The organism is Haloferax chudinovii (assembly GCF_042663345.1).
GTDB lineage: Archaea > Halobacteriota > Halobacteria > Halobacteriales > Haloferacaceae > Haloferax > Haloferax chudinovii.
This window is the reverse complement of record NZ_JBHTAB010000002.1, coordinates 228,793-248,652: the sequence shown is the minus strand read 5'-3', so window position 1 is coordinate 248,652 and position 19,860 is coordinate 228,793. Positions and strand designations below refer to the sequence as shown.

The 19,860-nt window shown below is 65.3% G+C and carries 19 protein-coding genes; 10 read left to right on the top strand and 9 right to left on the bottom strand.

The annotated features are described in order from the left end of the window. Positions 1–6 precede the first annotated feature (6 nt). From ACFQI8_RS05450 to ACFQI8_RS05435, 4 genes are all read right to left on the bottom strand, one after another. Entirely contained in the window at positions 7–801 is a 795-nt protein-coding gene (locus ACFQI8_RS05450) for a cytochrome b (protein ID WP_004044094.1), read from the bottom strand. A gap of 3 nt (positions 802–804) precedes the next feature. Next, a complete protein-coding gene (locus tag ACFQI8_RS05445) occupies positions 805–1,194 on the bottom strand; it encodes a DUF7318 family protein (protein ID WP_007275091.1) in 390 nt (129 codons plus the stop codon). Continuing rightward, positions 1,194–1,832, bottom strand: a complete 639-nt coding sequence (locus ACFQI8_RS05440; RefSeq protein WP_390243260.1) for a halocyanin domain-containing protein — start codon at positions 1,830–1,832, stop codon at positions 1,194–1,196. Before ACFQI8_RS05440 ends, ACFQI8_RS05445 begins: the two co-directional genes overlap by 1 nt. A gap of 85 nt (positions 1,833–1,917) precedes the next feature. Further along, a complete protein-coding gene (locus tag ACFQI8_RS05435) occupies positions 1,918–2,748 on the bottom strand; it encodes a DUF7319 domain-containing protein (RefSeq protein WP_390243259.1) in 831 nt (276 codons plus the stop codon). Positions 2,749–3,012: 264 nt separating this feature from the next. On the opposite strand from ACFQI8_RS05435, the gene ACFQI8_RS05430 reads away from it, so the two are divergent. Then, positions 3,013–3,495 carry a DUF7321 family protein gene (locus ACFQI8_RS05430; protein WP_390243258.1) on the top strand — a complete coding sequence of 161 codons (483 nt, stop codon included), beginning with the start codon at positions 3,013–3,015 and terminating at the stop codon, positions 3,493–3,495. Between the two features lie 4 nt (positions 3,496–3,499). Here ACFQI8_RS05430 and nth read toward each other — a convergent pair whose 3' ends face one another. After that, positions 3,500–4,183: an endonuclease III gene (nth, locus tag ACFQI8_RS05425; protein ID WP_390243257.1), complete on the bottom strand. Its 684-nt coding sequence runs from the start codon at positions 4,181–4,183 to the stop codon at positions 3,500–3,502. Positions 4,184–4,284: 101 nt separating this feature from the next. Between nth and ACFQI8_RS05420 the strand changes: the two genes are divergently transcribed. After that, complete coding sequence (locus ACFQI8_RS05420) at positions 4,285–4,419, top strand: hypothetical protein (protein WP_390243763.1); 135 nt, start codon at positions 4,285–4,287, stop codon at positions 4,417–4,419. Between the two features lie 87 nt (positions 4,420–4,506). Here ACFQI8_RS05420 and pan1 read toward each other — a convergent pair whose 3' ends face one another. Continuing rightward, positions 4,507–5,724: a proteasome-activating nucleotidase Pan1 gene (pan1, locus tag ACFQI8_RS05415; RefSeq protein ID WP_004971162.1), complete on the bottom strand. Its 1,218-nt coding sequence runs from the start codon at positions 5,722–5,724 to the stop codon at positions 4,507–4,509. Positions 5,725–5,895: 171 nt separating this feature from the next. Between pan1 and ACFQI8_RS05410 the strand changes: the two genes are divergently transcribed. The 4 genes from ACFQI8_RS05410 to rad50 are packed head-to-tail and all read left to right on the top strand — an operon-like array spanning position 5,896 to position 10,605. After that, the gene (locus tag ACFQI8_RS05410; protein ID WP_004044086.1) at positions 5,896–6,165 is read left to right on the top strand and encodes a helix-turn-helix domain-containing protein; all 270 of its coding nucleotides are present in this window, start codon (positions 5,896–5,898) and stop codon (positions 6,163–6,165) included. 26 nt (positions 6,166–6,191) lie between these two features. Next, positions 6,192–6,605 carry a hypothetical protein gene (locus tag ACFQI8_RS05405; RefSeq protein ID WP_390243255.1) on the top strand — a complete coding sequence of 138 codons (414 nt, stop codon included), beginning with the start codon at positions 6,192–6,194 and terminating at the stop codon, positions 6,603–6,605. Further along, a complete protein-coding gene (gene mre11, locus ACFQI8_RS05400) occupies positions 6,602–7,927 on the top strand; it encodes a DNA double-strand break repair protein Mre11 (protein ID WP_390243254.1) in 1,326 nt (441 codons plus the stop codon). Before ACFQI8_RS05405 ends, mre11 begins: the two co-directional genes overlap by 4 nt. Continuing rightward, positions 7,924–10,605: a DNA double-strand break repair ATPase Rad50 gene (gene rad50, locus ACFQI8_RS05395; RefSeq protein WP_390243253.1), complete on the top strand. Its 2,682-nt coding sequence runs from the start codon at positions 7,924–7,926 to the stop codon at positions 10,603–10,605. Before mre11 ends, rad50 begins: the two co-directional genes overlap by 4 nt. Before the next feature lie 24 nt (positions 10,606–10,629). On the opposite strand, the gene ACFQI8_RS05390 is transcribed toward rad50, so the two are convergent. The 3 genes from ACFQI8_RS05390 to ACFQI8_RS05380 are packed head-to-tail and all read right to left on the bottom strand — an operon-like array spanning position 10,630 to position 11,910. Beyond that, on the bottom strand, positions 10,630–11,058 hold the full coding sequence (locus tag ACFQI8_RS05390; protein WP_390243252.1) for a DUF7346 family protein: 429 nt from the start codon (positions 11,056–11,058) through the stop codon (positions 10,630–10,632). 27 nt (positions 11,059–11,085) lie between these two features. Next, positions 11,086–11,676, bottom strand: a complete 591-nt coding sequence (locus ACFQI8_RS05385) for a DUF7322 domain-containing protein (protein ID WP_390243251.1) — start codon at positions 11,674–11,676, stop codon at positions 11,086–11,088. A 48-nt stretch (positions 11,677–11,724) separates the two neighbouring features. Beyond that, the gene (locus ACFQI8_RS05380; RefSeq protein WP_390243250.1) at positions 11,725–11,910 is read right to left on the bottom strand and encodes a DUF7331 family protein; all 186 of its coding nucleotides are present in this window, start codon (positions 11,908–11,910) and stop codon (positions 11,725–11,727) included. A gap of 104 nt (positions 11,911–12,014) precedes the next feature. On the opposite strand from ACFQI8_RS05380, the gene ACFQI8_RS05375 reads away from it, so the two are divergent. The 4 genes from ACFQI8_RS05375 (at position 12,015) to sufD (ending at position 19,804) form a co-directional block, all read left to right on the top strand. Next, positions 12,015–16,022, top strand: a complete 4,008-nt coding sequence (locus tag ACFQI8_RS05375; RefSeq protein ID WP_390243249.1) for a DNA polymerase domain-containing protein — start codon at positions 12,015–12,017, stop codon at positions 16,020–16,022. A 218-nt stretch (positions 16,023–16,240) separates the two neighbouring features. Continuing rightward, the gene (locus ACFQI8_RS05370; protein ID WP_390243248.1) at positions 16,241–17,149 is read left to right on the top strand and encodes an ABC transporter ATP-binding protein; all 909 of its coding nucleotides are present in this window, start codon (positions 16,241–16,243) and stop codon (positions 17,147–17,149) included. Between the two features lie 12 nt (positions 17,150–17,161). Next, positions 17,162–18,592 carry a Fe-S cluster assembly protein SufB gene (gene sufB, locus ACFQI8_RS05365; RefSeq protein ID WP_390243247.1) on the top strand — a complete coding sequence of 477 codons (1,431 nt, stop codon included), beginning with the start codon at positions 17,162–17,164 and terminating at the stop codon, positions 18,590–18,592. Positions 18,593–18,595: 3 nt separating this feature from the next. Then, positions 18,596–19,804 (top strand): Fe-S cluster assembly protein SufD, encoded by a 1,209-nt coding sequence (gene sufD, locus ACFQI8_RS05360; protein WP_390243246.1) that lies wholly within the window; start codon positions 18,596–18,598, stop codon positions 19,802–19,804. Positions 19,805–19,860: the final 56 nt, after the last annotated feature.

Here is a 19,860-nt window from a genome sequence, read left to right as displayed (position 1 = left end):
GTCACCTCAGTGCGGCTCCGCGATGCCCTGCACCCACACGATGCCGATGTGGATCGCGATGAGCGTCGTCACGACGAACGGGAGCAGGAACACGTGAATGATGTACATGCGCTGTAGCGTCGACTGGCCCAGCGAGAAGCCGCCGAACAGGAGCTGTGCGACCCACTCACCGGCGAGCGGGACCGATAGCGCCATCTCGACGCCGATCTGGCCGGCCCAGAACGCGAGCTGGTCCCACGGCAGGAGGTATCCGGTGTACCCGAACACCATCGTCAGACTGATGAGGACGATGCCGAGGAGCCAGTTCAGCTCGCGGGGTTCCTTGTACGACCCCGTGAAGTAGACACGGAGCATGTGCAAGAACACGGCCGCGACCATGACCTGCGCCGCCCAACGGTGGACGGAGCGGAGCATGAAGCCGAACTGCAGGTCGCGCATGATGAACTCGATACTGTTGTAGGCCGTGGTCGGGTCGCCGGTCGTCGCGGGCGAGTAGTAGAACCCGAGAAGGGCCCCGCTAATCGCCGCGACGACGTATGCGAGCGTCGAGAACAACCCGAGCGTGTACAGGGGATACCAGTACCAGAACTTGTTGTCGAGGTTGTACTGCTCGGTGTGGCTCTTTGGCATCTGGAGGTTGACTCGGTAGTAGAGTGTCTCCAGAAGTTCCAGATAATCGACGATGCGGAGTCGCTTATCCAGCCAGATGAGCGTGGTGAGGAAGGTGGCCTCGACCGGGGTGAGGTCCTTCTTTTTCATCCAGGCCTTGTGGTCGTAGTCGTCTTTGCGTTCGAGACTCATGGTTTATCGCTTGTAGTAGGGGTACACCGCGCGTTTGACCTGTTCCCACGCGTCGTCGCTGCTGAAGGTGACTCCGTCGACGTCCTCCTCGCGGACGTAGAGGTCTTCCCACTTGCGACGCCGCTTTTTGACGATCATCACGTCGGGGAGGAACTCCTTGCGGTACAGCGCGAGGATGAACGCGAGGTCCACGAAGATGACGGCGAGGATGCCGCCGAGGAACATGTTCCCCGTGTCGGTCAGTCCCCACCCGGAGACGAAGCCGTAGGTAAAGAGGAACACGAACACGACCTCGATAATCGTCAGGAGGACGATTGCGATGGCCGCGGCGGTGCTCTCGCGCGCCGGTTCGTATCGGTGAATGTCGCCGTACGTGCTGCCGGTCGAAGACATTACTCGCCACCTCCAGTGTTACCCGTGTTTGGGGACTCGCCGTACTTCAATATGAAGAACGTGTAGATGATGGTGACGATGATGCCGAGAATCGTCGCCGAACCGACCCAGTGTGCCTGAATCGGGACGCCGAGTTCGTGCAGTTCCTTCTCGCCGCCGCCCCCGGTGCTGACGGTCGCCACGTCGCCGCCGACGGCGACCGCGCCGAGCATGCCGAGCGCCTCGTGGGGCACGCAGTGGTACTTCGTGATACCACCGCTCTCGAAGGTGTACTCGTAGGTGCTTCCGGCCTCGGAGACGGCCGCGCCCGAGTCGAGCGACGCACCCTCGCTCGAGACGACGTTGTGCCCGCCGCCTTCGCCGGTCCACTCCCACGTCACGGTCGTGCCGGGGTCGATCCAGATGCCAGCCGGTGCGAACGCAAGGTTCCCGCCGTTGCCGGACGCGCCGACCTCGATGGTGACCTCGCTTTGGCCGCGGAGGTCTTCGTATCCTCCGTCGACGCCGTCGAGGTGGCCACCGAAGTCGGGTTGAACCTGCGCTCCACCGCCGCCTTCCTGCGCAGCAGCGGTCCCGGCGGCAGCGGTCGCGGCGGCTGTCGCACCGCCAGCCGTTCGGAGAAACTCCCGCCTTTTCATACGGTCGTTCGTCAGGATGGGACGCGCTTAAACCCACCGACTATGCCGTCACGGAGGGTGTTTCCGAGGCGGGTTCGTGTCGAGTTCAGCCCTCAGAACTGTGGGCGTCTCCCTCGGGGGCCTCGATCAACGGCGCGGCGGTTTCGTCCCCGTCGAACGCGGGCACGAACTCGGGACGCGACCCGCCTTCGAGACCCATGACGCGGAGTCTGTCCCGGTACTCTTCGGCGCGGAAGCGGTCCGAGAGCCGGGCGTTCGCCACGACGACGAAGAGGAAAAAGCCGATGACGAGAAACCCCAGGCCGGCCAGCGGCGCGATAATCGAGTCGAGGTCGGGGAGGACGAGCCACGCGCCGATGAGCGCGACCCCGCCGAGCAACTGCCCGAACGCGACGATTTGGAGCATCCGATTGCCGAAGTCGCCGGTCCCCTGTGCGACCTCCTCGGGTTCGGGGAGCCTGACGGTCTCGGGCGCGTCGTTCAGCTCGAACTCCTCCATCGAACAGAGCGCGACGGTCGGTTTCACGTCGCGGAGGACGGTTCCCTCGCCCTCGACGCTCCCGTCCGGATAGACGACGGCGTAGCCCTCGTCGGAGTACGCGAGAATCCGGGGCTCGCCGTCTTCGGTCACGCGTTCGAGGACGGCGAACACCTCTCGAATCGCGACGCGGTAGCGGAGCTCCTGTTCGACCCGGTCGAGTAGCTCCTCGCCGACGACCCACGAGTCGGGGTCGAACGCGGCGTCCCACTCCTCGGGAGTCATCTTCGCCATGTCGGCCGGGCCGAAGTTCTCGAAGTCGTACTTGGCTTCGACCTCCTCGCGGAGGGCCGCGAGCTCCGCGTCGGACATCGCGGCGTCGGCGTCCGCGTCCGGTGACGAGCCGTCGCCGGCCGGGGCGGAAGACGAGTCTGACATCGGCCCGGAGTAGGGTCCACGCCGGTAAACGTGTTCCGACCCCGAACCGCGCGGTCGTCGCGTGCGGCTCGTCATGCGACGCTCCGAAACGCGGTGCGACGCCCCGAAACGCGGCGTCTAGTTGGTTCGGCGCTCGAAAACCGTGGTTCAACCCTCGAATCGGGGGCGTCGCGGCCGACGTTCGACCCCCGCTCCGTGGTCTAGCGCTCGAACGGGACGCCGCGCATCGGACCCTTTAGGCCGCCCGGGTCCGAACGGCGTGCGATGGCAGACGAGACGACGCTCGCCACGCTCGCCGCGATCACCGTCACGGCCAGCTTCCCGTTTTACCTCTACGGCGCGTGGATAATGATTGACGCCGAGACGGTGTCGTGGGACGTGCTCGTCTACCACCTCAAAATCATCTTCCCCGGCCTCGTGTTGAACACGGTCCCGGTCGTCTCGTGGATGCTCCCGCGGCTCTTTCAGCAACTCAACGGTCTCAGCGCCCTCCACGCGATTCTCGGCCTGCAGGCGTACGCGATGCTCGTCTTCGCGCTCACGGGTATCGTCCGCATCTTTCAGGCCAAGTGGCGGGCGAACCTCTACCGCGACCCGGACCAGACCGTGTCGCTCGACGACCTCCACGAGAACATGGGCGCGTGGCGTGGCCGCCTGCGGGTCGGCGTCTTCGGCTACGTCGTCTTCTGGGTTCTCGCGTGGTTGCTCGGTATTTATCGCTACCTGAGCGGCTACGTGTTGGGCTGAGCGCTCACCACGCCTCGCCGCTGGCGAGGTCGACGTCGTGGTCGAGCTTCGACGAGGGACAGACGTCTTCGAGCACGCACGCGTCGCAGTCGGGGTTGCGTGCGTCGCAGACGGCCCGCCCGTGGCTGATGAACAGGTGGGTGAACTGTTGCCAGTCGGGCTCGGGGACGACCGGCATCAGGTCCTCCTCGATTCGCTCGGGGTACTCCTCTTCGGTCAGCCCGAGGCGGCGCGAGAGCCGCTGGACGTGGGTGTCGACGACGATGCCCTCCACGATGTCGTGGCCGTGCTGGAGGACGACGTTCGCGGTCTTCCGGCCGACGCCGGCGAGGTCGGTCAGCGCGGACATGGTGTCCGGCACCTCGCCGTCGTGCTTTTCGATGATGTCCGCGCACGCGGAGCGGATGTACTTCGCCTTGTTGTTGTAGTAGGTGATAGAGCTGATGTCGTCGGCCAGCTCCGCTTGGTCGGCGGCGGCGTAGTCCGCGGCGTCGTCGTACTTCTCGAACAGCTCCGCGGTGACCTTGTTGACGCGCTCGTCGGTGCACTGCGCCGAGAGCATGACGGCGATGAGCAGTTCGAGGCGGTTCGAGTAGGAAAGCGAGATGGTGGTGTCGGGGTACTCCTCGTACAGTCGGTCGAGGACCTCCTCGGCCTGCGCCTCGCGGCTTTCGAGTGGCGTGCCCATACCCGTGGGTTCGACCCGGTCGGTTTCAGTCGTTCGGGTTAGGGCGGTCACCGGTGCCGGAATACCGACGATTTATGATTCACGACCGAGACCGACCGAGTATGTCCGCGTTCGAACTCCCCGGCCGGCGCGAATCGTGGTTGACCGCGGCCGCGACGCTCGGCGGGTATGGCCTCATCCTCGTCGCGATGTTCCTCGCGCTGTTCGTCCTTCCGTACGTCGCGTTCGCCGCGTAGCCACTCGGCGGTCGGCGTCGCGCGAAACGTGAACTCGAACGGAGTCGAAACCCGAGCTCGGACGGAGTGAAACGCGATTCGCGTCGATTACGCGAACGCGCGGGAGACTTCCGTCTCGTCCGAGGCTTCCTGCTGTATCTTCTCCCAGGCGTCGAGGAAGTCCTGCATGTATATCTCCGTGCGGTCGTCGCGGATGGCGAACATCCCCGCCTCCGTACAGACGGCCTTGATGTCGGCACCGGAGGCGTTGTCGGCCATCTCGGCGAGTTCGACGAAGTCCACGTCGTCGGAGACGTTCATCTTCCGGGTGTGAATCTGGAAGATTATCTCGCGGCCGTCCTCGTTCGGCTTGGGCACCTCGATGAGGCGGTCGAACCGACCGGGGCGGAGAATCGCGGGGTCGAGCATGTCGAAGCGGTTGGTCGCCGCGATGATGCGGATGTTGCCGCGCTCGTCGAAGCCGTCCATCTCGGCGAGCAGCTGCATCATCGTGCGCTGGACCTCGGCGTCGCCGGAGGTCTTCGAGTCCGTCCGCTTCGAGGCGATGGCGTCTATCTCGTCGATGAAGATGACGGCGGGCTCGTTCTCGCGGGCGACCTCAAACAGGTCGCGGACGAGCTTCGCGCCCTCGCCGATGAACTTGTGCACCAACTCGGAGCCGGCCATCTTGATGAACGAGGCGTTCGTCTGGTTGGCGACGGCCTTGGCGAGCATCGTCTTGCCGGTGCCCGGCGGGCCGTACAGGAGCACGCCCGACGGCGGGTCGATGCCGACCTTCTCGAACATCTCGGGGCGGTCGAGCGGCATCTCGACCGTCTCGCGGACCTCCTGCATCTGCTCTTCGAGTCCGCCGATGTCCTCGTAGGTCACGTCGGGGCTGTGTTCGACCTGCATCACGCGAGCCCGGACGTCCGTCTCCTTGTCGAGTCGCTTGACGATAGAGAGGGAGTTGTTCACGGCGACGCGCGCGTCGGGTTCGAGCTCCTCGCGCATCTCGTCTGTCACTTCGGTGAGGGCCTCTTGGTTGTTACCGTGCTGCTTGATGATGACCCCCTCGTCGGTGATTTCCTGAACCGTCGCAACGAAGAGCGGCGACTGCTTGAGCTTCTTGTTCTCGTGGGTAAGCCGCTCGAGCTTCTGTTGATACTTGTTGTTCTCGGCGTTCGTGTCGAGGAGCTTGTCCCGCATCTCCTCGTTCTGCGTTTCGAGAACTTCGAGCCGCTCTTGAAGGGCGGTGATCTTCTCCTGCTGCGACGCCGAGTCCTTATCGTAGGGGAGATCGACGTCGTCCACAGTATCGGTCATCATCCGGCATAGGGTGCAGGTTCATAAGAGGCTTCGGGTGTGTGAGGGATTCGCCGCCTAGGGCGCGTCTGCCGCCCGGATGACGAGTCTGACGTGCGTCACACAAATTCCTTTCAGTAATATTTTTGGATAGCAAATATTATCTAATAGCATTGCTTGGTATCTCGTACGATGAGCACTACGGAAGCAGTCGAACGCGAGTCCGAACCCGACGCAGACGACCGCTGGGCGTCGGTTCGAGACATGCCCCCGAGCGCGAAGTTGGTCGCGAAGATTCTCGACTACGAGGACACGCTCACCCAGAGTCAGATCGCCGAGGAGTCGCTCCTGCCCCCGCGCACCGTCCGCTACGCGCTCTCCCGACTGGAAGACGAGGGTGCGGTCGACTCCCGGTTTTCGTTCTCCGACGCGCGCAAGCGGCTCTACACGCTCAACATTTAAATCCGAAGGCGCGGCCACGTCGTCGTATGTCTTCGCCCGCTCCCGACGACGTCGGCCGCGCGCTCTCCGCGCTCGCCGACGCCGACGCCGATATCGACGACCGGCCCGCGGCGCGCCCGCCCACCGAGGTCGTCGCCGACGCGCGAAGCGCCTTCCAATCGCTCTCTTCTGCCGCCCGCTTTCTCTCCGACGGCGGCGAACTGACACTCCGCCGAGCGGTCGGTGAAGCCACTCGACGCGGGCACCACGACTGCGCGCGTTCCGGGCGGGCGCTCCTCGCGGACCTCGACCGACTGCGCGGCGCGCTCGGGGACGCGGGCCCGGCCGAGGAATCCAACCGGGCTTCCCACGCCACTCGGGGAGGACTGCGGGACGCCGACCACTTCCGCTCCGGTCGCACAACCGTTTTCAGCGGCGGTGGCGAACCGAGTGATAGATGACACGGGTGATACACACCGGCGACACCCACATCGGGTATCAGCAGTACCACTCGCCGGAGCGCCGACAGGACTTCCTCGACGCCTTCGAGCGGGTCGTCGCGGACGCGCTCGACGAAACCGTCGACGCCGTCGTCCACGCGGGCGACCTCTACCACGACCGCCGCCCCGAACTTCCCGACCTCCTCGGGACGCTCGCCGCGCTCCGCCGCCTCGACGACGCCGGGATTCCCTTCCTCGCCATCGTCGGCAACCACGAGTCGACCCGCGGGGGGCAGTGGCTCGACCTCTTCGAGCGCCTCGGACTGGCGACGAGACTGGGGCGCGACCCCCACGTCGTCGGCGACGTGGCGTTCTACGGCCTCGACCACGTCCCGCGCTCCCGACGCGACGAACTCGACTACCAGTTCGACCCCGTCGACGCCGAGCGCTCAGTGCTCGTCGCCCACGGCCTCTTTACGCCGTTCGCGCACGCCGACTGGGAAACGGAAACCGTCCTCGACGAGTCGAACGTCGACTTCGACGCGGTCCTCCTCGGCGACAACCACGTCCCCGACACCGCCGACCTCGACGGGACGTGGGTGACCTACTGCGGGTCGACCGAGCGCGCGAGCGCGAGCGAGCGCGACCCCCGCGGGTACAACCTCGTCGAGTTCACGCCCGACGCGGTCGACATCCGCCGGCGGACCCTCGAAACGCGCCCGTTCGCGTTCGTCGAGGTCGACCTCGCCGGCGACGAGGGCATCGAGCGCGTCCGTCAGCGCGTCCGCGAGTTCGACCTCGAGGACGCGGTCGTCATCGTGGAACTGCGGGGCGAAGGCGACGCCGTCACGCCCGCGGCAGTCGAGTCGTTCGCCGTCGAGGAGGGCGCGCTCGTCGCCCGCGTCAACGACAAACGCGACATCGACGACGACGCCGAACTGGCGGCGGACGTGACCTTCGCCGACCCCGACGACGCGGTGCGCGAGCGGGTCCGCGAGATGGGCCTGTCGAGCGCCGCCCTCGACGTGGACGAGACGGTCCGCGCGAGCAAGGTCGCCGACTCGAACGTCCGCGACGAGGTGCGCGAGCGCGTCGAATCGCTCCTCTCGGAGGACCCCGACGCCTTCGTCGCCGCCGAGGGGGAGGGCGAAGGCGAGAGTGAGGATGCGGCGGATACAGCGGTCTCGTCGGACGCCAACGCCGAGACCATCGACTCGGACCCGGCCGATGTCGACGCCGAGGCGGCGACCGACACCGAGTCGGAAACGACCGCCGAACCCGATTCGGAGGCCACCGCGGAACCGGCGGCGAGCCGCGACAGTTCGCTGGGTGATTTCGCGTGAGGTTCACCCATATCGCCATCCGGAACTTCAAGCCCTACGAGGACGCCGAACTCGACCTCAGAGACGGCGTCACGGTTATCCACGGCGTCAACGGAAGCGGCAAGTCGTCGCTCCTCGAAGCGTGTTTCTTCGCGCTCTACGGCTCGAAGGCGCTCGCTGGGACGCTCGAAGACGTGGTGACGACGGGCGCGGACGACGCCGAAATCGCGCTCGAATTCGTCCACGACGGCGGCGAGTACCGCATCGACCGCCGGATTCGCGTCTCCGGCGACCGCGCGACTACGGCGAAGTGCGTCCTCGACGGCCCCGAGGGAACGGTCGAAGGCGCGCGCGACGTTCGCCGGCACGTCGCGTCGCTCCTGCGGATGGACGCCGAAGCGTTCGTGAACTGCGCGTACGTCCAGCAGGGCGAGGTCAACAAGCTCATCAACGCGACGCCCAGCCAGCGGCAGGACATGATAGACGACCTCCTCCAGCTCGGGAAGCTGGAAGCCTACCGCGAACGCGCCGGGAACGCACGCCTCGGGGTCGAAGACGTGCTGACGAAAAAGCGGAGCGTGCTCGAAGACGTCGAGTCGCAAATCGAGGCCAAGGAGGACGCGGACCTCCACGCGACGCTCAACGCGCTCGAATCCAAACTCGACTCCCTCGACGAGCAGATTTCGAACTACGAGGCCCAACGCGACAAGGCGAAGTCGGCGCTCGACGCCGCCGAGGCGACGCTCGACGAGCACGCCGAAAAGCGGGAGCGACTGGACGAAATCGAGGCGGCCATCGAGGACCTGACCGCGAAAATCGCCGCCGACGAGACGAAGCGCGACGACCTCTCGGAGCGAATCCGCGACCTCGACGCCGCCGCCGACGAGCTCGAATCGGACATCGACGACGCCCTCGCCCGGACCGACCTCGCCGACGCGAGCGACGAGGCGATAGCCGACGCGCGGGAGGCGCTTTCGGAGCGTGAGGCGGAACTCCGCGACGACCTCTCGGAAGCGCGGACGCGGGCGCAGGCGTTCGAGACGCAGGCCGAGCGACTCGCCGAGCGCGCCGACGACCTCGAATCCCGCGCCGCGGAGAAACGCGAGGCCGCCGAGGCCGACGCGGAGACCGCCGCCGAGGCCGAGCGAGAACTCGACTCGTTCTGCGAGACGCGCGGGGAGCTTCGGTCGTCGCTCGACGACGCCGAAGCGCGGTTCGAAGACGCCCCCGTCGAACTCGGCGAGGCCGCCGACCTCCTCGAAGAACGACGGGAGGCGCGCTCCGACGCCCGCGAGTCGCTCGCGGAGACGGAGACCGAACTGAAGAACGCGCGCGAGCGCCTCGCCGAGGCCGAGCGCCTCCGCGACGCGGGCAAGTGCCCCGAGTGCGGGCAACCGGTCGAGGGGTCGCCCCACGTCGACGCCATCAGCGAGCGCGAGGCCGCGGTCGAGTCGCTGGAGGCCGACCGCGAATCGCTCGAATCGGCCGTCGAGTCGCGCTCGGCGGCCGTCGAGGCGGCCGAGGCGCTCGTCGAGGTCGAGAACCGCGCGAGTTCCCAGCGCGACAGACTCGACCTCGTGGAAGAACGCATCGCCGACCGCGAGGAGACCGTCGAGAGCCGCCGCGAGGCCGCCGCGGAGAAGCGCGAGGCCGCCGCGGAACTCGAAGCCGAGGCCGAAGAGAAACGCGAAGCCGCGACGACGCAGGCCGAGCGGGCCGAGGAAGTCGCGGAGACGGTCGACTCGCTCGAATCTGCCCTCGACGCCCTCGACGACAGGCGAGACCGACTCGACCGCGTCGAGTCGCTGGTCGACGCGCGGGCCGAGAAAATCGACATGCGGGACCGACTCCGGGAGAAGCGCGAGACGCTCGCTGAGGTGAACCGCGAGCGCCGCGAACACCTCCGAGAGCGCCGCGAGCGCCGCGACGAGCTCCGCGAGACGGTCGACGAGGAGGCCGTCGAGGGGGCGAAACAGCGCAAGGAAAACGCGGCGGCGTACCTCGAACGGGTCGAAGACGAGGTGCTTCCGGAGTTGCGCGACGACCGCGACGAACTCCAGAGCCGCGTCGGCGGCGTCGAAGCCGAACTCGAACAGTTGGACATCCTCCGGGAGCGTCGCGACCACCTCGCCGAGCGCGTCGACGCCCTCGAATCGGTCCACGAGGAGGTCTCGACGCTCGAATCGACCTACGGCGACCTCCGGGCGGAGCTTCGACAGCGCAACGTCGAGGTGCTCGAACGGATGCTCAACGAGACGTTCGACCTCGTCTACGCTAACGACGCCTACTCGCGCATCCGACTCGACGGCGAGTACGGGCTGACGGTGTTCCAGAAGGACGGCACCGCGCTCGAACCCGAACAGCTCTCGGGCGGCGAGCGCGCCCTGTTCAACCTCAGCCTCCGGTGTGCAATCTACCGGCTCCTCGCCGAGGGCATCGACGGCGCGGCCCCGCTCCCCCCGCTCATCCTCGACGAGCCGACGGTCTTCCTCGACGACGGCCACGTCTCGCGGCTGGTCGGCCTCGTCGAGGACATGCAGAGCCGTGGCGTCAAGCAGATTCTCATCGTCAGCCACGACGACAACCTGGTCGGCGCGGCCGACGACCTCGTCCGCGTGGAGAAGAACCCGACGACGAACCGCTCGACGGTCGAGCGGACCGACGCGGCGACCGTCGAGAGCGCGCTCGCGGACGACTGAGGGCGGTCGTCCTCTCCTCGGCGCTTATTCGCTCGCCCGCAGGAGCTCGACCCCTTCTTTCGCGGCGTCGGTCGCCTCGTAGCCGCGCTCCCCGTAGACCGTGGTCTCGGCGACGAGACCGGCGACCCGGAACTCGGTCAGCAGGCCGTGGAGGTCGCTCTCGCAGAGGTCGTAGGCTCCGAGGAGGTCGACCACGGGGAGCGGCCCGCGGTCGACGAGGTCGACGAGCAGGCCCAGTCCGCGCTCGGTCGGGACCGCGACGAGGATTCGACGGACCGGCTCGGGAACGGCGCGCGCGGCGGTTTCGAGCGGGGACTCGCCGCTCACGGCTTCGAGGTCGTCGTTCGGCAGGTGTCGTTCCTCGCCGGTCTCCGGGTCGCGGACGCGGCTGGCGTCGCTCGACTGCTTGACGAGGAGATACGTCCGGCCGTCTGGTCCGCGGACGGTTCGCATATGTCTCCGCGAAGGGTGCGGCGACTGTTAGCGGTTGCGCTCGGGGGCGTCCGTGGCGGGGCCGTGCGCCTCGCCGTCGCTCTCGGCGGAGTCGCCGTCGTCCCGGTCATCCCCGTCGCTGTCGTCGCCGTCGCCGTCGCCGTCGTCGTCCCGCCACTCCCCCCGCTTGAACTCCCGGTAGATGGAGTAGACGCGGACGAGCACGACCGCGCCGAACAGAAACAGGCCGCCGCCGAGGAGCGTGTCGCCGCGGAAGTAGACGAGCATCGGGCCCACCGTGAGTCCCGCGAGGCCGACGTTCGCGAGCACGACGCTCGCCCAGAACAGCCGGGCGACCTCGGGGTTCACGTCGGGCGAGAACTCCGGCGCGTCGTCGCCGTCGCCGTTGGAGTCCCCGGCGTCGCCGGCGTCTTCGCCGGGGATGCGGACGCGGGGAATCGTCGGGAGGTCCTTTTCGGGGTTCCCCCAGCGGGCTTCCGGGTCCCAGCGGGCCTCGGGGTCGCCCCACCGCGTCTCGGGGTCGATTTTCGAGGCCATGTCCGCCGACGGACGCTCCGCGTCGTCGTCCCCGTCGGTCCCGTCGGCGGATATTCCCTCTCGTCGCTCGTCGTCCGTCACGCTCGCGTCGAGACGCCGGGCCGAGAAAAAGTGTCCGTTTCGGCCGGGTCAGGCGCAGTCGTCGAGGCGCATCGAGCGGGAGGCCTCGACCCACGCGAGTGGGTTCTCCGCGTCGTAGAACACCACGCCACCGTCGATATCGTAGGATTCGACCGTCTCGGCTCCTGTCGGACCAACCGGTCCGTCGCCGTCGATCGTGCCATCCCACCGCTCCGGAGTTGCGTGGTCGGTCATATCGTGTGGCAAGGAATGTCATACTCGGATAAATGTCTTTCCGTGGTTCGGGTGCGGTTCGCGGAAACGCCGGGGTTTTTAGCCGCGCCGCCGAAGCGACTGCCATGACGCAGACGGGTCTGACCGACTTCGGGGGGAACGACGCCGACGGCGCGGGCGACACGCGGCCTGACGAGGAGGCCGCCATCGTCGCCGGCGACGCCGGCCAGCACGTCTCCGACGTCATCGACGCGGACGAGGTGCGGTTTCCCGACCCGGAGGGGACGGTCGAACTGGCCGTCACGCAGGTCGACTACACCATCGAGGGCGCGGGCCGCGACGAGTACCCGGTGATTCATATCTTCGGTCGGACGGCGGACGACGAGACCGAACACGTCCGCGTGCTCGGATTCCGGCCGTACTTCTACGCGCCGACCGACAGCCTCGACGACGACACGCTCGACAGGGACGTCATCACCGGCACCGAGGACGGTTTCGAGAGTATTCGCGGCGAGGAACTGACGAAGATATTCGGCCGCACCCCCCGCGACGTCGGGCAGATTCGCGACGAGTTCGACCACTACGAGGCGGACATCCTCTTTCCGAACCGCCTGCTCATCGACAAGGACATCAAAAGCGGCGTCCGCGTCCCCGCGCGCCGCCTCGACGACGGGACGATTCAGATTCCCCATCAGGAGGTCGCGCCCGCGGAGGTTGACGCGAATCTCCGGGTCAACACCTTCGACATCGAGGTCAACGACCGGAACGGCTTCCCCGAGGACGGCGAAGAGCCGATTGTCTGTCTGACCAGCCACGATTCCTCCCGCGACGAGTACGTCGTCTGGCACGCCGTCGCCGAAGACGGCCTCGGCGAGCGTCCCGACTCGCTTCCGAACTACGACTTTCTCGGGGAGGACGCGGACGTGGACGTTCGGACGTTCGACGAGGAGGCCGAGATGCTCGATGCCTTCCTCGCGTACATCGAGGAGACCGACCCGGACCTCCTCACCGGGTGGAACTTCGAGGACTTCGACGCGCCGTACTTCCTCGACCGCTTGGCGGAGGTCGACCCGACGACCGACCTGAACCTCGACTACAACCGCATATCGCGGCTCGGCGAGGTTTGGCGCGGCGGCTGGGGCGGCCCGGACATCAAGGGCCGCGTCGTCTTCGACCTGCTGTACGCCTACAAGCGCACTCAGTTCACCGAACTCGAATCCTACCGCCTCGACGCGGTCGGCGAACTCGAGCTCGACGCGGGCAAGGAGCGCTACTCGGGCGACATCGGCGACCTCTGGGAGGAAGACCCCGAGCGCCTGCTCGAATACAACCTCCGCGACGTGGAGCTGTGCGTCGAAATCGACCGGAAACAGGACATCATCGCCTTCTGGGACGAGGTGCGGACGTTCGTCGGCTGTAAGCTCGAAGACGCGCCGACGCCCGGCGACACCGTCGACATCTACGTCCTCCACAAGGTCCACGGCGAGTTCGCGCTCCCCTCGAAGGGGAAACAGGAGTCGGAGGACTACGAGGGCGGGGCCGTCTTCGACCCCATCACCGGCGTCAAGGAGAACGTCACGGTGCTCGACCTGAAGTCGCTGTACCCGATGTGCATGGTGACCATCAACGCGTCGCCGGAGACGAAGGTCGACCCCGAGAGCTACGACGGGGAGATGTTCCGCGCGCCCAACGGGACGCACTTCCAACAGGAGCCTGACGGCATGATTCGGGAGATGGTCGACGAACTCCTCACCGAGCGGGAGGAAAAGAAGTCGTTGCGGAACTCCCACGACCCCGGCTCGTCGCAGTACGAGCAGTTCGACCGCCAGCAGGCCGCGGTGAAGGTCATCATGAACTCGCTGTACGGCGTGCTGGGCTGGGACCGCTTCCGCCTCTACGACAAGGAGATGGGTGCGGCGGTGACGGCGACCGGCCGGAAGGTCATCGAGTTCACGGAACAGGCCGCGAACGAAATCGGCTACGACGTGGCCTACGGCGACAGCGTGACGGGAGATCGCCCGGTCGTCGCCAGAGACCCCGGTGGGACTGTTCGAATCCTTCCTATCGAGGACTTGTTTGCCCGCGGAACGACTGAATCTGAGGTACTCATCGCTGCCGACGGGGACGTCGTCGCAAGTGCCACTCCCGGGAAGACTCGCCGAGCGCTCGACGGGTGGGACGCCCTCTCTGTGAACGAAGATGGAGAGGCGGAGTGGCAACCGATTGCGCAGGCGATTCGCCATAGAACGGACAAACCGGTGGTGAACCTCCAACACAAGTTCGGTGAGTCGACGACGACGAGAGACCACTCGTACGTCGTCCCCGGTGAAGACGGCCTCACAACTGTCTCTCCGGACGACGTGGCGGAGCCGTATCGCGTCTCCGGGGTGCCCGACGTCGAGCCTGTCGAGCGGGTCGACGTCTACGAGGTCCTTCGTGGGTACGAACGCGAGTACGAGGACGGACGGAGCGTCGGGAGCGATAATTCGATAACGAAGCGGAAACAAATCCACGCGGACGACGAGTATGTCTGGTTCGGCCACGAGCACCACCGAGACGTCGACTCGACCGTCAAAGTCAAACGATTCGTCGATATCGACAGTGAAGATGGTGCAGCACTCATTCGGCTCCTCGGTGCGTACGTCCCTGAAGGAAGCGCATCCACTGGCGAGACGGCGACGTCGAAATTCGGGGCAAGTATCGCTGAATCCGACCGTGAGTGGCTAGCCCAACTCCAGCGAGATTACTCTCGACTGTTCGAGAACACGACCGCCGGTATCATTACGAGCGACCGACGAGCGGAGCGAACCGTCGAGTATCAAACGGACACAGGCGGTGCGTCGGTCACGTACAATGACGAGACGCTGAAACTGCAGATGATGAACGAACTCGCTGCTGTGTTTTTCCGCGAGTTCGCAGGGCAGACGTCGCGTGGTAAACGGATTCCTTCATTCGTCTTCCACCTTCCTGAGGAGAAGCAAGACCTGTTCCTGACGTTGCTCGTCGAAGGCGACGGGTCCCGCGAATTCCCACGATACACCGAAGCGTACGCACAGCGGAACTTCGACTTCGAGACGACGAGCCGAGAACTTGCTGCCGGTCTCTCGATGTTGCTCACGCAACGGGGGAAAAAACACTCGCTCAAGTATCGCAACAGCAAAGACTCGTACACTATTCGGACGTGTGGCACCTACCGGAAAGGCCGAGACCCCGTGCTGACCGAAGTCGACCACGACGGCTATGTGTACGACCTGAGCGTCGAAGAAAACGAAAACTTCGTCGACGGTGTTGGAGGTATTGTCCTTCACAACACCGACAGCGTCATGCTCGAACTCGGCCCCGACGTGTCGAAACAGGAGGCCATCGAGCAGTCGTTCGACATCGAGGAGCACATCAACGCCGCCTACGACGACTTCGCGCGCGACGAACTGGGCGCGGACGAACACCGCTTCCAAATCGAGTTCGAGAAGCTCTACCGGCGGTTCTTCCAGGCCGGCAAGAAAAAGCGCTACGCGGGCCACATCGTCTGGAAGGAGGGCAAGGACGTCGATGACATCGACATCACGGGCTTCGAGTACAAACGGTCGGACATCGCACAGATAACCAAAGAGGTCCAGAAGAACGTCATCGACATGATCGTCCACGGCGAGGACACCGAGGTCATCAAAGACTACCTCCACGACATCATCACCAACTTCGAGTCGGGGAACCTGCCGCTCGAACAGGCCGGTATCCCCGGCGGCATCGGCAAGCGCCTCTCGGCGTACGAGACGCCGACCGCGCACGTCCGCGGGGCGCAGTACGCCAACGCTTTCCTCGGGACGAACTTCGGCCGCGGGTCGAAGCCGAAGCGGGTCTACCTCAAGAAAGTCCACCCGTCGTGGTTCCGCGAGATGGAGTCCGGCGAGTTCGACCCGCAGGTCGACGACCTCTACCGCGAGTTCAAGCGGGACCCCGACGTCATCTGCTTCGAGTACGCGGACCAGCTTCCCGAGGCGTTCGAAGTCGACTGGGACACGATGCTCACCAAGACGCTCGAAGGCCCCATCTCCCGCGTCATCGAGGCGCTCGGGATGTCGTGGGACGAGGTGAAAAGCGGACAGGAACAGACGGGCCTCGGCAGTTTCATCTGAGCGTTCGCAACGGGGGCTAACGAAACTATATTCGGTTACATAGACGGCGGGACCGTAACGTCGTTCGGCTGTCCGAAACCCGGACACGTGTCGCGAACCGGCGCGATTCTTTGCGGATTTGAAAACAAATTTTCTTTCTGTAAAAGGTGGCGGGGGTGAATGCGCAAGCATTATGGGCGATACTCCCCACCTTTCGAGTACGAGGCAACGAACCAACGATGGCAACTCTCGAGATCAAGAACCTCCACGCACGAGTCGCGGAGGAAGACGGTGAGCAGATTCTGCGAGGTGTCGACCTGGAAGTCAAATCCGGCGAGATCCACGCGCTGATGGGTCCCAACGGCTCCGGCAAGTCTACGACTTCTAAAATCATCGCCGGGCACCCCGCCTACGAAGTAACCGATGGCGAAATCCTCCTTCACCTGGAGGACGACGACTTCGGCGACCTCGACATCCCGGACGACGCCCGCACGTGGAACCTTCTGGAACTGGAGCCGAACGAGCGCGCCGCGCTCGGCATCTTCCTCGGCTTCCAGTACCCCGCGGAAATCGAAGGCGTCACCATGACGAACTTCCTCCGCACCGCGCTCAACGCGAAGATCGACGAGCGCGAGGAGCTCCTCTTCGGCGAGGACGACGAGGAAGAAGAAGAAGAGGAAGCCGGCTACGAAACCTCCCCGATGGAGGGTAACGTCGACGACGGCGAAGTCGGCGTCGCCGAGTTCCAGAAGCTCCTCAAAGAGAAGATGGAGCTTCTCGACATGGACGAGAAGTTCATGCAGCGCTACCTCAACGCCGGCTTCTCCGGCGGCGAGAAGAAACAAAACGAGGTCCTTCAGGCCGCGATTCTCGAACCGTCGATTGCGGTGCTCGACGAGATCGACTCCGGTCTCGACATCGACCGCCTGCAGGACGTCTCGAAGGGTATCAACGCACTGCGCGACGAGCAGGGCACGGGTATCCTCCAGATCACTCACTACCAGCGTATCCTCGAATACGTCGAGCCGGACCACGTCCACATCATGCTGGACGGCAAGGTCGTCAAGAGCGGCGACGCCTCGCTCGCGTCCGAACTCGAAGACAAGGGCTACGACTGGGTCCGTGAGGAAGTGTACGAAGCCGCGTAATCCCCCAACATCATGAGTTCCGACCAAGACCACCTCAAAGAGACAGACACGGAAGCTCGCTTCGAGTTCAAGAAGGAGCAGAAGGCCGCGTTCGTGGCCGAGAAGGGTCTCACAGAAGAGACCATTCGCGTCATCTCGGAGGACAAAGACGAGCCCGAATGGATGCTTGAGCGCCGCCTTCGCGCGCTCAAGCAGTTCCAGAAGATGCCGATGCCGACCGACTGGCCCGGCCAGCCCGACCTCTCCGAGGTCGACGTAAACAAAATTGTCCCGTACATCCGACCCGACGTGGAAGTCCGCGGCGGCGTCGACGACTGGCGCGACCTGCCGGACGACATCAAGGACACCTTCGACAAACTGGGTATCCCGGAAGCCGAGAAGAACGCCCTCTCGGGCGTCGGCGCCCAGTACGAGTCCGAAGTCGTCTACCAGAACATGCAGGAGCGCTGGGAGGAGAAAGGCGTCGTCTTCATGAACATGGACCAGGCGGTCCAGGAGCACGAAGACATCGTCAAGGAGTACTTCATGACGAAGTGCGTCCCCCCGAGCGACAACAAGTTCGCCGCGCTCCACGGCGCCATCTGGTCCGGCGGCTCGTTCGTCTACGTCCCCGAGGACGTGACGGTCGAGATGCCGGTGCAGGCGTACTTCCGCATGAACTCCGAGGGCATGGGCCAGTTCGAGCACACGCTCATCGTCGCGGAGAAGGGCTCCGAAGTCCACTACATCGAGGGCTGTTCGGCCCCCAAGTACTCCGCGTTCAACCTCCACTCCGGCGGCGTCGAAGTGTTCGTCGGCGAGGACGCCCACGTCCAGTACTCGACCGTCCAGAACTGGTCGAAGAACACCTACAACCTCAACACCAAGCGCGCCATCGTCGAGAAGGGTGGCCGCATGGAGTGGATTTCGGGCTCGATGGGCTCGAAGGCCACCATGCTCTACCCGGCCTCGATTCTGAAGGGCCGCGGCGCGTCGGACAACCACATCACCATCGCCTTCGCGGGCGAGGGCCAGAACATCGACACCGGCGCGAAGGTGTACCACAACGCCCCCGAGACGAAGTCGACCATCGAGTCGAAGTCCATCTCGAAGGACGGCGGCCGCACGAACTACCGCGGCCTCGTCCACATCGCCAACGGCGCGAAGAACTCCTCGACCGCGGTCGAGTGTGACGCGCTCATGTTCGACAACGAGTCCACCTCGGACACGATGCCGTACATGGAGATTAACGAGTCCACGGTGGACGTCGCCCACGAGGCGACCGTCGGCAAGATCGGCGACGAGGACATCTTCTACCTCCAGTCGCGCGGTCTCGACGACGACGACGCGAAGCAGATGATCGTCTCCGGGTTCATCGAACCCATCACGGAGGAACTGCCCATCGAGTACGCGGTCGAACTCAACCGACTCGTCGAACTCGAGATGGAGGGTAGCCTCGGATAACCAATGAGTGCGCAACTTCCCGCGAACCTGTCCGCAGAGACGGTACGAGAGATTTCGGACGCACGGGACGAGCCGGAGTGGCTCCTCGAGGCCCGCCTCGAAGCCCTCGACGCGCTCGACGAGCTCGACCTGCCGGACGTCATCCAGACGCCCGGTCGCCGCTGGACGAACCTCGAAGCCCTCGACTTCGAGTCGCTCGTCGACCCGCTGAACCAGGCCGACGAGACGACCCGCGAGTCGCCCGAGGGCGTCGTCGTCCTCCCCTTCACGGAGGCGCTTCCGGAGTACGGCGACCTCATCGAGGAGCGCTTCGGCTCGGTCGTCGACCCCGAGACGAACTACCTCACCGCCCTCTCGGCGGCGCTTTTCACCACGGGCACGTTCATCTACGTCCCCGAGGGCGTCGACGCCGAGGACGTGAAGATTCGCGCCGAGATGAACTCTCGGTCGCTGTTCAGCCACACGCTCGTCGTCACCGAGAAGTCCTCGTCGGTCACCATCCTCGAGGCCATCGAGTCCGGCGACAGCGTCGACGACGCGCGGTACTTCTCGAACCTCGTCGAAATCGACGCGGGCGAGAACTCGTACGTCCAGTACGGCTCCCTGCAGAACCTCGACGAGGAGACGTACACGTACTCGCTCAAGCGCGCCGACGCCGACACCTACTCGACGGTCAACTGGATCGAGGGGAACCTCGGCTCGCGGCTCACTCGAAGCGACATCGAGACCGAACTCAACGGCGAGGCGTCGGAGACGAAAATCGTCGGCGCGTTCTTCGGTCACGACGACCAACACCTCGACATCAACGCCCGCGTCTGGCACAAAGCCGAGAACACGACGGCCGACCTCGTGACCCGCGGCGTCCTCGACGACGAGGCGCGCTCGGTGTACGAGGGCGTTCAGGACGTCGGCCGCGACGCGTGGAGCACGAACTCCTACCAGCGCGAGAACACGCTGATGCTCTCGGACCAGTCCGAGGCCGACGCGTCGCCGAAGCTCATCATCAACAACCACGACACCGAGGCGTCTCACGCCGCCTCCGTCGGGCAGGTCGACGCCGAGGACCTCTTTTATATGGTCTCTCGGTCCATCCCCGAAGAACAGGCCCGTAACATGCTCGTGGAGGGCTTCTTCGTGCCCGTCCTCGAAGAGATCGCAGTCGACGAGTTCCGCGACGACCTCGAAGAACTCATCGCGGCCCGCCTGCGGTAGTCCGACCGCTCCGCGGCGCGGCTTCGCCGACCGTTTTTTGGCCGTTTCGCCGCCCG

What these genes read in the sequence shown, in the direction of transcription:
- ACFQI8_RS05450 (WP_004044094.1), bottom strand. Translation starts at nt 801, where the DNA reads ATGAGTCTCGAACGCAAAGACGACTACGACCACAAGGCCTGGATGAAA.
- ACFQI8_RS05445 (WP_007275091.1), bottom strand. Translation starts at nt 1,194, where the DNA reads ATGTCTTCGACCGGCAGCACGTACGGCGACATTCACCGATACGAACCG.
- ACFQI8_RS05440 (WP_390243260.1), bottom strand. Translation starts at nt 1,832, where the DNA reads ATGAAAAGGCGGGAGTTTCTCCGAACGGCTGGCGGTGCGACAGCCGCC.
- ACFQI8_RS05435 (WP_390243259.1), bottom strand. Translation starts at nt 2,748, where the DNA reads ATGTCAGACTCGTCTTCCGCCCCGGCCGGCGACGGCTCGTCACCGGAC.
- ACFQI8_RS05430 (WP_390243258.1), top strand. Translation starts at nt 3,013, where the DNA reads ATGGCAGACGAGACGACGCTCGCCACGCTCGCCGCGATCACCGTCACG.
- nth (WP_390243257.1), bottom strand. Translation starts at nt 4,183, where the DNA reads ATGGGCACGCCACTCGAAAGCCGCGAGGCGCAGGCCGAGGAGGTCCTC.
- ACFQI8_RS05420 (WP_390243763.1), top strand. Translation starts at nt 4,285, where the DNA reads ATGTCCGCGTTCGAACTCCCCGGCCGGCGCGAATCGTGGTTGACCGCG.
- pan1 (WP_004971162.1), bottom strand. Translation starts at nt 5,724, where the DNA reads ATGACCGATACTGTGGACGACGTCGATCTCCCCTACGATAAGGACTCG.
- ACFQI8_RS05410 (WP_004044086.1), top strand. Translation starts at nt 5,896, where the DNA reads ATGAGCACTACGGAAGCAGTCGAACGCGAGTCCGAACCCGACGCAGAC.
- ACFQI8_RS05405 (WP_390243255.1), top strand. Translation starts at nt 6,192, where the DNA reads ATGTCTTCGCCCGCTCCCGACGACGTCGGCCGCGCGCTCTCCGCGCTC.
- mre11 (WP_390243254.1), top strand. Translation starts at nt 6,602, where the DNA reads ATGACACGGGTGATACACACCGGCGACACCCACATCGGGTATCAGCAG.
- ACFQI8_RS05390 (WP_390243252.1), bottom strand. Translation starts at nt 11,058, where the DNA reads ATGCGAACCGTCCGCGGACCAGACGGCCGGACGTATCTCCTCGTCAAG.
- ACFQI8_RS05380 (WP_390243250.1), bottom strand. Translation starts at nt 11,910, where the DNA reads ATGACCGACCACGCAACTCCGGAGCGGTGGGATGGCACGATCGACGGC.
- ACFQI8_RS05375 (WP_390243249.1), top strand. Translation starts at nt 12,015, where the DNA reads ATGACGCAGACGGGTCTGACCGACTTCGGGGGGAACGACGCCGACGGC.
- ACFQI8_RS05370 (WP_390243248.1), top strand. Translation starts at nt 16,241, where the DNA reads ATGGCAACTCTCGAGATCAAGAACCTCCACGCACGAGTCGCGGAGGAA.
- sufB (WP_390243247.1), top strand. Translation starts at nt 17,162, where the DNA reads ATGAGTTCCGACCAAGACCACCTCAAAGAGACAGACACGGAAGCTCGC.
- sufD (WP_390243246.1), top strand. Translation starts at nt 18,596, where the DNA reads ATGAGTGCGCAACTTCCCGCGAACCTGTCCGCAGAGACGGTACGAGAG.